The organism is Methylobacterium sp. 1973 (assembly GCF_040545035.1).
GTDB classification, from domain to species: Bacteria; Pseudomonadota; Alphaproteobacteria; order Rhizobiales; family Beijerinckiaceae; genus Methylobacterium; species Methylobacterium fujisawaense.
In genome coordinates this window covers 626,051-639,249 of sequence record NZ_JBEPLA010000001.1, presented here as the reverse complement: position 1 = coordinate 639,249, position 13,199 = coordinate 626,051, and the positions used below count along the sequence as shown (strand labels likewise).

13 protein-coding genes are annotated in these 13,199 nt (G+C 72.8%); 4 read left to right on the top strand and 9 right to left on the bottom strand.

From position 1 onward, the window contains the following. Window positions 1-211: 211 nt before the first annotated feature. Window positions 212-442: a hypothetical protein gene (locus tag ABIC70_RS03160; RefSeq protein ID WP_043355172.1), complete on the bottom strand. Its 231-nt coding sequence runs from the start codon at window positions 440-442 to the stop codon at window positions 212-214. Window positions 443-496: 54 nt separating this feature from the next. Next, window positions 497-1,234, bottom strand: coding sequence for a sugar transferase (locus ABIC70_RS03155; protein ID WP_051045014.1), 738 nt, complete (start codon window positions 1,232-1,234; stop codon window positions 497-499). A gap of 211 nt (window positions 1,235-1,445) precedes the next feature. On the opposite strand from ABIC70_RS03155, the gene ABIC70_RS03150 reads away from it, so the two are divergent. Both ABIC70_RS03150 and ABIC70_RS03145 read left to right on the top strand, forming a co-directional pair. Then, window positions 1,446-1,598 (top strand): hypothetical protein, encoded by a 153-nt coding sequence (locus ABIC70_RS03150; RefSeq protein WP_164706357.1) that lies wholly within the window; start codon window positions 1,446-1,448, stop codon window positions 1,596-1,598. A 177-nt stretch (window positions 1,599-1,775) separates the two neighbouring features. Further along, window positions 1,776-2,852, top strand: a complete 1,077-nt coding sequence (locus ABIC70_RS03145) for an acyltransferase family protein (protein ID WP_342144639.1) — start codon at window positions 1,776-1,778, stop codon at window positions 2,850-2,852. Window positions 2,853-2,911: 59 nt separating this feature from the next. On the opposite strand, the gene ABIC70_RS03140 is transcribed toward ABIC70_RS03145, so the two are convergent. Next, window positions 2,912-3,133, bottom strand: coding sequence for a DUF6894 family protein (locus ABIC70_RS03140; RefSeq protein WP_043355176.1), 222 nt, complete (start codon window positions 3,131-3,133; stop codon window positions 2,912-2,914). A gap of 542 nt (window positions 3,134-3,675) precedes the next feature. On the opposite strand from ABIC70_RS03140, the gene ABIC70_RS03135 reads away from it, so the two are divergent. Together ABIC70_RS03135 and ABIC70_RS03130 are read left to right on the top strand one after the other, a co-directional pair. Next, window positions 3,676-4,710 (top strand): glycosyltransferase family 2 protein, encoded by a 1,035-nt coding sequence (locus tag ABIC70_RS03135; RefSeq protein WP_354438857.1) that lies wholly within the window; start codon window positions 3,676-3,678, stop codon window positions 4,708-4,710. A gap of 4 nt (window positions 4,711-4,714) precedes the next feature. Further along, window positions 4,715-5,647, top strand: coding sequence for a glycosyltransferase family 2 protein (locus tag ABIC70_RS03130; RefSeq protein ID WP_043355178.1), 933 nt, complete (start codon window positions 4,715-4,717; stop codon window positions 5,645-5,647). A 16-nt stretch (window positions 5,648-5,663) separates the two neighbouring features. Here ABIC70_RS03130 and ABIC70_RS03125 read toward each other — a convergent pair whose 3' ends face one another. The 6 genes from ABIC70_RS03125 to ABIC70_RS03100 all read right to left on the bottom strand — a co-directional run bounded on the left by ABIC70_RS03125 (window position 5,664) and on the right by ABIC70_RS03100 (window position 13,197). Next, a complete protein-coding gene (locus ABIC70_RS03125; protein WP_354438855.1) occupies window positions 5,664-7,799 on the bottom strand; it encodes a TonB-dependent hemoglobin/transferrin/lactoferrin family receptor in 2,136 nt (711 codons plus the stop codon). A 181-nt stretch (window positions 7,800-7,980) separates the two neighbouring features. Further along, entirely contained in the window at window positions 7,981-8,805 is an 825-nt protein-coding gene (locus ABIC70_RS03120; RefSeq protein ID WP_179697520.1) for a heme ABC transporter ATP-binding protein, read from the bottom strand. Next, on the bottom strand, window positions 8,798-9,844 hold the full coding sequence (locus ABIC70_RS03115; RefSeq protein ID WP_354438853.1) for a FecCD family ABC transporter permease: 1,047 nt from the start codon (window positions 9,842-9,844) through the stop codon (window positions 8,798-8,800). Before ABIC70_RS03115 ends, ABIC70_RS03120 begins: the two co-directional genes overlap by 8 nt. 24 nt (window positions 9,845-9,868) lie before the next feature. Beyond that, window positions 9,869-10,747 (bottom strand): heme/hemin ABC transporter substrate-binding protein, encoded by an 879-nt coding sequence (locus tag ABIC70_RS03110; RefSeq protein ID WP_043759842.1) that lies wholly within the window; start codon window positions 10,745-10,747, stop codon window positions 9,869-9,871. Continuing rightward, window positions 10,744-10,956, bottom strand: coding sequence for a hemin uptake protein HemP (locus ABIC70_RS03105; RefSeq protein WP_043353304.1), 213 nt, complete (start codon window positions 10,954-10,956; stop codon window positions 10,744-10,746). The genes ABIC70_RS03110 and ABIC70_RS03105 overlap by 4 nt, the downstream gene beginning before the upstream one ends. Before the next feature lie 390 nt (window positions 10,957-11,346). Beyond that, entirely contained in the window at window positions 11,347-13,197 is a 1,851-nt protein-coding gene (locus ABIC70_RS03100; protein ID WP_354438851.1) for an ABC transporter ATP-binding protein, read from the bottom strand. Between the last annotated feature and the right edge of the window lie 2 nt (window positions 13,198-13,199).

Sequence of the window (13,199 nt, the reverse complement as noted above, 5' to 3'; positions counted from 1 at the left end):
CGGACGGGGCGGAATCTTAACGTCTCCGCATCACGCTCAGCCCGCGAATTTGCCCGGAGCTGCGCGATGCATTGGTCGAGCCTCGTCATCGCCGCCTACGCTGCCGGATTCGTGGAGTTCTGGCGCCTCTGCATCGAGGCACCCACCGCCGAGGACGATGCGGCCTGACGTGCCCGCGTCGCCGCGGCGGCCCGGGCCGGCCCCGGGGGCGTCACCGCTGATTGGCGATGGGCCGCAGCAGCGCGCCGAGCAGAAAGGCCAGCTGGCCGCAGATCAGCAGCGCCGTACCGCGGCGCAGACACGCACCTGCGCTCAGGTTGTAGACGCAGAGGCCGTAGCCGACCTCCGCCGCCACGATCGGAACGAAGACCAGCAGCCGCCAGACCGAACCGAAGCGTCCGAGCATCACGCCCAGCAGGGCGTTGAGCATCATGCCCTTCATCGGCGTATTCCACGGTGTGCGCGGCGATTGGGACGCGGCCGCCAGGCCATGGCCCTAGCGGCTGCCGCGCTGGCTCAACACGGCCGGCACCGTCTTGAGCAGGATGCCGAGGTCGCGGGCGAGACTCCACTGGCTGGCATAGGCGCAATCCAGGGCGACGCGCTCGGCGTAGCCCGTGTCGCTGCGCCCGGAGACCTGCCACAGGCCGGTCAGCCCCGGCGGAACCGAGAAGCAGGTGATGAAGTCGGCGCCGTAGCGGACGACCTCCGCCTGCACGATCGGCCGCGGACCGACGAGGCTCATCTCTCCGCACAGCACGTTCCAGAGCTGCGGCAGCTCGTCGAGGGAGGTCTTGCGCAGGACCTGGCCCAGCGCCGTCACGCGGGGGTCGTGCGTGAGCTTGTAGGACGCCTCCCACTCGGCCCGGGCCTCGGGATGCTCGGCGAAGTGCCGCGTCAGAACCGTGTCGCTGTCCGGCACCATGGACCGGAACTTCAGGCAGCCGAAGGGGCGCCCGTACCGGCCGAGGCGCTTGTGGCGGAAGATCGGCGACCGGCCGTCGCTCCCCCAGATCAGCAGGGCGATGAACAGCAGGAGCGGCAGCAGCAGGAGCAGGGCCGTCAGGGCGATGGTGGCGTCGAGGATGCGCTTCGTCACCCAGCTCGCCCTGAGGCCCGGGCCGGCCTGCACCGTCGCCGGCAACGTCTTGACCAAGGCCTCGTTGATCGTCTCGACCACATCCTGCGGCGTCGACGACTCGATCGGCGTCGGGGTCCCGGCCGGGCGCAACATGTCGGCTCCTTGACTCGAAGCGAGACGGGGTCCGAACCTGCGGAGCGGCGTGCGCGCCCGGCCGGTCCGGCCCGCGTCGCCGCAGCCGGCTTCGACGGCTGTCAGCCGGTCCGAAGGGGCGTCGATCGCAGGCGGAACCCTTGCGCCGACTCTGGGCCGGCGAGAGGTTCGGCAACAAGACGGCCGCCGATCCATCAATGGAGGTAAATCGTTGCTGGTCGTGCTGGTCTTCGCTGCGCTGATAGGAGGAGCGATCGGCTTCACACTGGTCCTGCCGAAGGGGATCCTGGTCGCGCTGCTGGCCGCCCAGGCTGCGGCGGCCGTTTCCGTCGGCCTCGTCGCCCTCCTCGCCCGGCGCCGCTGAGCGGCAAGACCGCTTTCGGGGAGCCCCGCTCCCCCGATCGAGGTAGGGACCTCCGGCTCTCAGCCCGGTCTATGACGGCGTGTCCGGCCCTCCCGGACGCGAACGAAGCCGCACGGGCGAGATCGGCACTCAGGTCTGCCCCGGCGCGGCGCGGACGATCACCGGACGAGGCGCGCCGTGGCCCCTCCAGAGCGCCGCATCATCGGGTTCGACGGCCTCCGGGCCGTGGCGTTCCTGATGGTCTTCATCAGCCACAAGGCGCCGAGCCCGAGGACCGAAGCCCTCGGCACCGCCGGCGTGTGGCTGTTCTTCGTCCTGAGCGGCTTCCTGATCGTCCGCATCCTCGACGCCGCCCGCGCGGCGGTGGAGGCCGGCACGGCGACGCCGCTCGGCAGCCTCGGACTGTTCTACCGGAACCGGATCGCCCGCATCGTGCCGGTCTACTACGTCTTCCTGTTCGTGCTCTACACGGTCCGGCCCGGCGACCCGTCCAGTCTCGGCACCGCCGCGTTCAAGGGCGCGACGTGGTTCTACGTCACGAACGTCTACATCGCGCAGAACGGCTGGGGGACCGAACTCGGCCACCTCTGGAGCCTCGCCGTCGAGCAGCAATTCTACCTGCTGTTCGCGCCGGCGGCGCTGTTCCTGCCGCGGCGGCACCTCGGCACGCTGTGCGGGATCCTGATCGGGGTCAGCGTCGTGACGCACGGCGCCCTGTGGCTGTCGGGCGCCGGGCCGACGCGCTTCGATGTCGATACGCTGGCCAATCTCGGGCTGATCGCGCTGGGCGGCCTCGCCGGTCTGCGCACCAAGCCGCTTCCGGCCTGGCTCGCCCACGACGCCGCCCTGGCCGGCGTGGCGATCCTGTTCCTGACCCTGCCGCTCGTGGTCGCGCCGACCGGCTGGTGGCTGATCCTCGGCCGCCTCAGCGGCGTCCTGGCGGCGCTGCTCCTGCTGCAGGTGGTTCAGGTGCGGGACGGCCGCGCGGTCGCCCTGCTGGAGATCCCGTGGCTGCGCCGGATCGGCGTGATCAGCTACGCCGCCTACCTGTTCCACGTTCCGCTCCACGCGGAACGGGTGCTCGCGCCAATCGGCCTCGACGTCGCCGGCCCGCGCCCGGTCTCGATGGCGCTTGACCTGATCCTGACGCTGTTGCTGGCGGAATTGTCGTGGCGGCTCCTCGAGGCGCCGGCCCGCCGGCTCCTGCGGGCGCCACCCCGGCGGGTCGGCTCGTCTGCGCTGATCGGCCCGTAGCCGCGTCCCGCGGCGGCAGCGGCCGGGCCGGTTTGCGGATGCCCGCGGGCGGGCCCCGTCTAGCTCTTGATCGGCAACCGGCCGACCTCGGCACCGGTGGCGTCGCGCACGACGAGCGTCCACCTGCCGTCCGAGCCTGCGGCACCCAGATCGCCTGCCACTTCGTCGATCACGCTGCGGGCCTCCGCCAGCGCCTCGGCCAGGTCTTCGGCTTCCACGCCCTGCGCGTCGCGGATCGTTTCCTTGCCGTTCTCGATATCGAAATAGAAGCGACTGGGCACCCATCTCCTCCCTGAATGCTGCCCTCGGGAGGGCCCCCTCGGATACTACCTACGTAGTTCGCCCGTGCCCGACAATGCTCAGTAGGAGACATAAACCTTAACAAACACCAAAACTGTTTTCGCCAGTCGCGTTGCAATAATGTCGAGATTCCATCCAAATAATCCATTATAGGTATCGCCGATCACCCTTCCGGCCGCGTCGGCCATGGCGACGCGCGGTGACGGGCCTCAGCGGCGTTCGACATGACAGCCTCCGGCGATTCGAGCCTCAAGAAGGATTCTCCCGCCTCGGCGGAGCGAAAGCAGAAATTGCGCGCCCATGTCCGGTCGATCCTGACGCAGGGCCTCACCCCGCAGGAGCCGCGTCCCGGCGGCGAATCGAAGCCCGGGTCACGCTGAGCGCCCCCCGCCACCGGGGCCATCCGCCGCAAGAGGAAGGGCTGCCGGCGGCCCTACGCCCTTTGAGCGTCGTGCGCCCCGATCACTTCGGGCTCATGTCGAGGGCGGCCCGGGAGGCCGCGCCCGTCGGGCCAGGAAACGCGATGGCGGATCAACTCTTGTCCGATGCCCGGGGCACGTCCGTGGACGTCTCGTTCATCATGGCCGCGCACGATGCGGCGCCCTGGATCGAGATGGCCGTTCGCTCCGCCCTCGCCCAGACCGGCGTCGCCGTGGAGGTCGTGGCGGTCGATGACGGCTCGCGGGACGGGACCGGGACCGTGCTGGCTTCCTTGGTGGAGGCCGATCGGCGCGTCCGCGTGATCTCCCTCGCCGGGGCCGGGCCGGGATCGCCCCGGGGCCCGTCGAGCGCCCGGAACGCGGCCCTGGACGCCGCCCGGGGCCGCTGGATCGCGATCCTCGACGCCGACGACCTGATCCTGCCAGATCGCTCCCGGTCGCTGCTCGACCTTGCCCTGGCGGCGGATGCCGACATCGTCGCCGACAACCCGATCCCGTTCACGGACGTGTTCGATCCCCGGGGACCGGGGATGATGGAGGGCGGCCGGGAGCCGTACCTGTTCGAGATCGATCTCGCCAAGTACATCGCCTGCAATCAACTTCTCAGGCCAGGGACCAAACTCGGCTACCTCAAGCCCATGATCCGGGCCGAGACCCTCAACCGGCACAAGATCCGGTACGACGAAGGCGTCCGGATCGGCGAGGACTTCCTGCTGTGCCTCGAGGCCCTCGCGGCGGGCGCGCGGTTCGTGGTCACCAGCGACGCGGGCTACGGCTATCGGCGCGGCCCGACCTCCCTGTCCCACCGGCTGCGCCAAGCCGACATCGCGCGCCTGGAGGCGGCCTTCGCGGCCCGGGCGGAGCACGGCCGCCTTGCGGAGGCCCGGGCGCGGTCCGCTGAGATCCGCCACGGCAGCCGCGCCTACCGCGACGGCCTCGCGATGATGCGCATGATGGCCCAGGTAATCGAGGCCGCCCAGGCCGGCCGGTGGATCCAGGGCGCCGCCCTGGCGCTCCGGCATCCCCGGATGTGGCAATCCCTGGCCGCGACGCTGCTGGAAGCGGCGGGCAAGCGCCTGCGGCCGAGGCTACACGCCCTCCCGATCGGACAGAGGTGAGACGATGCGCCTGTGCATCTGTATCTGCACCTGCGAGCGGCCCGTCGGGCTCGCGCGCCTTCTCAAGGCGCTGGACCAGCAGCGGCTCGGCAACCTCGCCGAGACCGCCCTGCGCATCCTGATCATCGACAACGGGCGCAGCCGCGCCGCCGTGCCGGTGGTGGAGGCCTATCGGGCGACCGGCCGTTTCCCGGTCACCTATGCCCGGGAGGAGACCCGCGGCCTCGCCGCGGTCCGCAACCGGAGCCTCGCGGAGGCCTCCGCGGCCGGCGCGGACTGGGTCGCGCTGATCGACGACGACGAGTTCCCCGACCGGGACTGGCTCCACAACCTGCTCGAGACCGCCCTCGGAACGGGGGCCGCGGCCTGCATCGGGCCGGTCGTGCCGTTCTTCGACCGGGTGCCGCCCACCTGGGCGGCGGCGGGGGGCTTCTTCGCCAAGCGCCTGCCGGTCCGCGACGGCTTCGTGCAGGACGGCTACACCGCCAACGCGCTCCTGGACCTGCGGGTGATCCGGGCGCTGGGCCTGTCCTTCGACATGCGCTTCAACACCCTGGGCGGCGAGGACACCTTCTTCTTCCGGTCCCTGCTGCAGGCCGGGCACCGGATCGCCTGGGCCGAGACGGCTTTGGTCTACGACAGCATCCCGACGCACCGGATGCGGGTGCGCTGGCTGCTGGCCCGCTGGTACCGCAGCGGCAACGTCGAGGCCTATCTCGGCCGGCTCCGCCCGGAGACGGTGACCGGCCGCCTCGCCAATGCGGGCCGCGGCCTCGCGCGCCTCGGCGGTGGCCTGCTGCGGCTCGGGATCGCCGGCCTGTCCCTCAGGCCGGAGACCCTGATCGGCGGCGGCTACACGCTGTGCCGGGGGGCCGGCCTGCTCGCGGCGGTCATCGGCCTGAGCTACCGGGAATATCACCCGTCGCGCTACCGGTAGCGTCTTCTAGCGTCTCCTAGCGGGTCGCGAACGCGATGCTGAGCGCCGCCTTGGCCACGAGGCCCGGGCTTGCCAGGGCGTCGCGGTACTGGCGGTAGCGCCGGTCGAGGGCGTTCTGGACGACGACATCCGCCGTGACCCGGTCGGTGACCGCATAGGTGGCGAAGAGGTCCACCAGCCCGTAGGCCTTGGTGGCCCGGTTCCGGGAACCCGCCGGGAGGTCGGTGCGCGCATCCACCAGGGTCAGGCGCGTCCCGACGGTGAGCCGGTCGGCGAGGAAGCGCAGGCCCAACGTCGTGCCGATCCGGTCCGGCGGCACCGTGAGCAGGCTCTCGCGGGTGGCGCGGTCGCGACCGTCGATATGGGTGGCGGCGAGCGACACGAAGCCCCGGCCCCAATCGTAGGTGCCCTCCAGTTCCACGCCCGACAGGTCGGCCCGGGCGATGTTGCGGTACTGGTAGGAGCGCACCGGGATCACGCAGGGGAAGCGCCCGGGCCGGCCGGAGCAGGCCGAGGCCGGGATGCCGGGAATCGCCGGGACGAAGTAGGTCGGCCCGACCGCCTGCATGTCGATGAAGGCGTCGATTGCGGTGTCGAACACGGCGAGCTTGGCGCGCAGGGAAGCCTCCGGCCCCATCACGGCGTCGGCGCGCAGGTTGACGCCGCCCTCGACGGTGCGGGCCACCTCCGGCCGCAGGGCCGGATTCGGCAGGATCGTGAAGGCCGGGAACGGGTGGAGGCCCTGCACCAGCGTCTCGGTGACGGTCGGGGCGCGATAGCCCTCGGCATAGGTGCCGTAGAGTTCGAGGCCGCCCAGCGGCGCAACGCCGATCGTGATCTTCGGCGAGACCCGCGCGCCGCCGGCGTGATAGGCCCCGCCGTCGAGCCGGTAGCTGTCGTGCCGGAGCGCGCCGACGATCCGCAGCCACGGCGCGGCTTGGATCTCGTCCTGCAGGAAGGCGCCGGCCAGGTCCCGCCGCCCCGACGGCGTGAAGGCCGCCCCGAAGCCGCCGGCCCGGTCGGTGGTCCGGACGCGATTCGCCACGCCGTCGCCGCCGAGCGTGAGCGCGTGCGCGACCGGACCGGTCTCGAACCGGGCGGTGTTGTGGGCGTCGAAGCCCAACGTCGCGATGTCGTAGGTCAGACGGTCGCCGGCCCGGGTGCCGAGCCGGCCGTAAACGCCCCGGGGCGAGTCCTGCAGGAAAGTCAGGGCGTCGTGCGTCGTGGTCGCGTAGCTGTCGAGGCTGAGATCGACGAGCGGCACGTCCGGCCGGGCGAAGCGGTAGCCGACGGTGTAGGTGTCGGCCTGCACGGCGTTGGCGAAGCGGGCCCCGCCGCCGGTGTCGCCGCCATTGACGAAGTCGAAGCGCTGGAGGAGCGCGGTGGCGTGGATCGCGTATCCGTCCGCGGGCCGCAGGGTGAGCTTGGCGAGGCCCGCATTCAGGTCGCTGCCGGTATCGGGCACCGGCAGGCCGGCGCCGTCGCGATAGGGCGCGGTGTCGCGGAAGACGAACTGCCCGAACAGGTCCGCGGCGGTGCCGATGCGAGCGCCGAGCGCCGAGCTGTTCACGAAGCGCTGGCCGTTCGTGCCGAAGCCCTGCTTCTGCACGAAGCCGGCGGTCTCGTCGGGGGCCAGGATGTCGTCGATCGACCGGGTGCGGAACGCCGCGACGCCCCCGATGGCGCCCGAGCCGTAGATCGTCGCCGTGGGCCCGCGGGTGATGTCGACGCCGCCGACGAGTTCGGGATCCAGGTAGAACACGCCGTTGGCGCCGTGGCCCGAGACCTGGAAGTCCTGCCGCGCGCCGTCGACCAGGACGTTGACCCGGCCGAAATCCTGCAGGCCGCGGATGTTGATCGCCTGCGCGGGATCGGTCCGGTTCTCCTGGGTGGTCACGCCGGGCACGTCGCGCAGCACCTCGGACAGGCGTCCGGGCTGGAGCCGGTCGAGGGCCGCGCGCGGGACGACGCTCGTGCCCGCCAGGGCGTCGACGGCCGGAACGGCGGTCTTCGTCGCGGTGACCGACAGCGTATCGAGGCCGATCTCGGGCTCGAGGCGCGCGGCCGGGCCGGACTCCTCCGCCCGGGCGCCCGGCAGAGTCGCCAGCGCAACGCCGAGGGCGACGAGCGCCCGGTGGAAAGCATAAGCCATGATGATGGTCGCCCCCGCACAGTCGTTTCCAAGAGCTGGCTGGCGGATGGCTGGCTTGCTGAAGCTTTTCTCGCCGATCGCGACGGCGATGCGCAACAGATTTTTCTGGGATGTCGGGCCGGCATGCCGAGAAGGCCGTCCTGGCGCCGGCCGGACGACGTCGAGGATCCACGAAATCCGGTCAGGTCGGTGTCCGGCCGGCCACATCCCGATGCGGCAGGAGGAAGGGCTGGTCGCCCTCGGGCACCCGGCCGACCGGCCAGCGGACGCCGAAGACCCGCGCGATCAGCTCGTCCGTCAGGACCTCGGCCGGTCGCCCGCGCGCGACCAGCCGGCCCCCGTCCAGAACCAGAAGCCGGTCGGCATAGGCCGCGGCGAGGTTGAGGTCGTGCAGGATCGCCACCACGGCGACGCCGGCCGCTGCCAGCCCGGCCGTCGCGTCGAGAAGCGCGCCCTGGTGGCGGAGGTCGAGACTCGCGGTCGGCTCGTCGAGGAACAGCACCTGCCGCTCCGCGACCGTGCGGCCGGCCTCCAGCTGGCAGAGCACGCGGGCGAATTGCACCCGCGCCTGCTCCCCGCCCGACAGAGTCGGATAGGCGCGCCCGGCGAGATGGGCCGCGTCGGCCTGTTCGAGGGCCCGGGCCAGGATCGCGGCGCGGTCGCGGGCGCCGAGGCCCCGGCCGATGCCGTCGAGGCCGATCCGGACCACCTCGGCCGCCGTGAATGGGAAGGCGAGGCGCGCCGCCTGCGGCAGCACGGCCCGCATCGCTGCGAGCCGCCAGGGCGGGATCGTCTCAATTGCCGCGCCGGCATAGGCGACGGTGCCCCGGGTCGGGCGCAGGGCGCCGCTGAGCAGGCGGAGGAGGGTGGACTTGCCGGCCCCGTTCGGGCCGACGATCACCTGGAGGGTGCCGCCTTCCACCCCCAGGGAGACGTCGCGCACGAGGTCGCGCCCCGCCACCGTGACGGTCAGGTCGCGCGCCGTGAGCAGGGCCGGATCAGACATCGTCCGCCCGCACCCGGTCGAGGAGCAGCCACAGGAAGACCGGCGCCCCGACCAGCGCCGTGACGATCCCGATGGGCAGTTCGGCGGGCGCGGCGACGAGGCGCGCCACCACGTCGGCGAGGATCAGGAAGGCGCCGCCGAGGAGCGCCGAGGCCGGGAGCAGCAGCCGGTGCCCCGGGCCGATCAGCAGCCGCAGGGCGTGCGGCACCACGAGGCCGACGAAGCCGATCACCCCGGCCGCCGCCACGCTGGCGCCGACCGCGACCGCCACCAGCACGATGCAGGCGCGCTTCAGCCGCTCCACCGGGACGCCGAGATGGAACGCCTCGGCCTCGCCGAGGACCAGGGCGTTCAGGCCGCGGCCGAGGAACGGGACCGCGGCCAGCACCGGCAGGATCAGCGGCGCCGAGGCCGCGACCTTGGCCCAGGTGGCGCCCCCGAGGCTGCCGAGGGACCAGAAGGCGAGATCGCGCAATTGCCGGTCGTCGCTGACGAAGGTCAGCAGGCCGGTCAGCGCGCCGGTCAGCGCGCCGAGGGCGATCCCGGCGAGCAGCATCGTCGCCACGGCGGTGCGCCCGGACCGCGTGGCGAGGACGTACAGGATGAGGGTCGCGCCCAGGCCCCCGAGGAAGGCCCCGGCCGGCAGGACCGCGTAGGGCAGCGGCCCGGGCAGCCCGAGATGGGCGAGGATGCGGTCGCCGAGGACGATGATGAGCGCGGCGGCGAGCCCCGCCCCCGACGAGACCCCGACCAGCGCCGGGTCGGCCAGGGGATTGCGGAACAGCCCCTGCATCAGCGCGCCGGAGACCGCCAGCCCCGCCCCGACCATCAGCCCCAGCAGAGTGCGGGGCAGGCGGATGGAGAGGATCACGAGGGCGTCCCGGGCGCGCGCCAGATCGCTGCCGTCCCCCAGCAGGACCGCGAGGACCCGCTCCACCGGGATGCGGATCGCCCCGAGGCTCACGGAGAGCAGGGCGGCGGACACCACCAGGGCCGCCAGGATCCCCAGCGCCCAGGGCGCCGTGGACCGCCGACTCACGCGCGCCGCCCGCCGCCGCGCGGCTCAGTCACGCGGCAGGTCCGGGTAGAGCGCCCGCATCAGGTCCGTGGCGGCCTGCGGCGTGCGCGGACCGAAGCCGAGGAGGTAGAGCCCGTCCATGGCCACCAGCCGGCCTTGGGCGCCCGCGGGGGTCTGGGCGAGGGCCGTGCCGGGGGCGAAGATACCCTCGGGCTTCGGCGGCTCCGGGCCGTTCTGCATCATCACCACCGCGTCGGGAGCGGCGGCCACGATGGCCTCGTCGGTCATCGGCTTGAAGCCCTCCAGGCCCGTGGCCGCGTTGGCGATGCCCGCCAGGGTCAGGATGCCGTCCGCCGAGGAGCCGGCACCGCCGACGACGGTCCGGCCGCCCTGGACCGAGAGGACGACGAGGGCCCGGGCCGGCCGGGCGATCCGGGCGCGCCGGGCCGCGAGGTCGGCGAAACGGGCGCGGACCTCGGCCTCGAGGGCCTCGGCCGCGCGCTCCAGCCCGGCGAGGCGCCCGACCGTCTCGATCTTGTCCAGCACGCCCTCGGGGCTCGGCGGCTCCGTCACGGTCTCCACACGCAGCCCGGCCTCGCGCAGCTGCGCCAGGACCGCGGGCGGGCCCGCCCCCTCGGCGGCGATGATCAGGTCGGGCTGCTGCGCCAGCAGGCCCTCGGCCGAGAGCGCCCGCAGGTAGCCGACATTCGGCTTCTCGCGCAGCGCCTCGGGCGGGTAGAGGCTGGTCGTGTCGACCGCGACGATCCGGCCGCCGGCGCCGAGGCGGTAGAGGATCTCGGTGACGGCACCGCCCAGTGCGGCGATGCGGGTGGCCGCCTGCGCGGCGGCGGCGCGCGGGGCGAGCGCACCGGCCGCGGCGGCGGCCAGGAGGGTGCGGCGCGATATCGGGGCGGGGGCGTTCATTTGGTCAGGATCAGCTTGTCGCTCGCGGTCACGCGCAGGCGATAGGCGTGGCCGCCGTGGCGGATGACGATCTCCCGGCGCCCCTGCAGGAGACGCGCCGAGCCGATCTCGGCCGCCGGCTCCGGCAGCGGAACGGGCTGCGTCGCGCCGGGCCCCGCGCGGGTCCCAGCCGGAAAGCCGCGCTGCCCCTCTCCTTCGGCACGCAACATGGACCGATCGCTCCAGAGCTGTTGTTTGTAAATCTTCAAATGAAAGACTTACTTGGATAGAGGAGCAGCTTAGCGGCAATCGATTGCGGGCGCCACCCCGCTGCGGTGGCGTCGTAATACTTCACAAGTCTCCTGTAGAGGCCGGGCGCTTCCGATTTTCGGATCCGCCGATGCGGCGCTGGACCGGTTCGGCTCCGTCGAGACCCTCGACCCGAGCGAGATCGGCCGGAGCGCTGTCGACCGCGACGACCGGGTGCCATCGGGGCCCGCGCCCAGAACGGGCCGGCATGGGCCGCCACGTTGCGCGCCCAGTCCGGCCGCGCGATCGCCGCGGCGGCGAGGCGGGCGAGGCGCTGCGTCCGATCGGCGGAGCGGCGGAGCTGAGCGGCCTCAGGCCGCCGCGCCCTGACGCGGGCCCGCGTCCCAGTCGCCCCCCCAATCCTGGACGCTGTGGCCAGGCGCGACCTCCCGGTAGAGCCGCTCCGGCGCCATGTAGTCGGGCGCGCGGATCGGACTGCGGATCTCGTCGTCCGGCAGGGCGTGCCGCGCGCCCCGCCGGGCCGGATCCGGGACCGGCACGGCGGCGAGCAGCTTCTTCGTGTAGGGGTGCTGCGGGTCGCCGAAGATCGCGGCGCGCGGTCCGATCTCCACGATCTCGCCGAGATACATCACCGCCACCCGGTGGCTCACCCGCTCCACCACCGCCATGTCGTGCGAGATGAACAGGTAGGCGAGGCCGAACTCGGCCTGGAGATCGAGCATCAGGTTCACGACCTGCGCCTTCACCGAGACGTCGAGCGCCGAGACCGCCTCGTCGGCGACGATCAGCCGGGGGGTCAGGGCGAGGGCCCGGGCGATGCAGATGCGCTGGCGCTGGCCGCCGGAGAATTCGTGCGGGAAGCGCCCGGCCGTCTCGGGCGCGAGTCCGACCCGGGCGAGCAGCTCCTCGGCCCGAAGCCTTGCCGCGCGGGGCGCGGCGAGGCGGTTGATCAGCAGCGGCTCGGCCACCGCCGCACCGACGCTCAGGCGCGGGTCGAGGCTCGCGAACGGGTCCTGGAAGATCATCTGCATGCGCTGGCGGCGGGTGCGCAGGGTCTTCGGGTCGAGGCCCGTGATGTCCTCGCCGTCGAGCAGGACCGAGCCCGACAGCGGCTCGACGAGGCGCAGGATCGCGCGGCCGGTGGTGGACTTGCCGCAGCCGGATTCGCCGACCAGCGCCAGGGTCTCCCCGGCCGCGAGGCTGAACGAGACCCGCTCCACCGCGTGGACGCGGCCGGTCACGCGACCGAGGAGGCCGGAGCGGATGTCGAACCGGGCGGTCAGGTCGCGCACCTCCAGCACCGGGCGCTCGGCGGCCCTGACGGTGTCGGGGGTCTCGGGCGTCGGCGCCGCCAGGCCGGTCGCCCGGTCGACCACCGGGAAGCGCATCGGGCGGGCGCGGCCCGCCATGGTCCCCAGCCGCGGGACCGCGGCCAGCAGCGCCCGCGTGTAGGGCTCGGCGGGGGCGTCGAAGATCCGTGCGGTCGGGCCGGCCTCCACGGCGCGGCCCCGGTACATCACCACGGTGCGGTCGGCGATCTCGGCGACCACGCCCATGTCGTGGGTGATGAACAGGACCGACATGCCCTCCTCGTCCTGCAGGCTCTTGATGAGGTCGAGGATCTGGGCCTGGATCGTGACGTCCAGCGCCGTGGTCGGCTCGTCGGCGATGAGAAGCTTCGGCCGGCAGGCGAGCGCCATGGCGATCATCACCCGCTGGCGCATGCCGCCGGAGAAGCGGTGCGGGTACTCGTGCAGGCGCGACCGGGCGGCCGGGATCCGGACCTTGTCGAGGAGCCGGAGCGCCTCCGCCTCGGCGGCGGAGCGCGACAGGCCCCGGTGCCGGATCAGCGCCTCGGCGATCTGGAAGCCGATGGTGAGCACCGGGTTCAGGGAGGTCATCGGCTCCTGGAAGATCATGGCGATGGAATCGCCGCGCACCCGCCGCATCTCGACCTCGGGGGCCGTGAGCAGCTCGCGCCCCGCGAAGCGCACGCTGCCGCCGATGCGGCTCGCGTCCCGCGGCAGGAGGCGCAGGATCGACAGGGCGCTGACGCTCTTGCCGGAGCCGGACTCGCCCACCAGCGCCACGGTCTCGCGGGGCCCGACATCGAAGGAGACGCCGTGCACCACCGCGTGCCAGCGGCCCTCCGAGCGGAAGGACACGGTGAGGTCGGAGACCGAGAGGATCGGATCCGTCACGG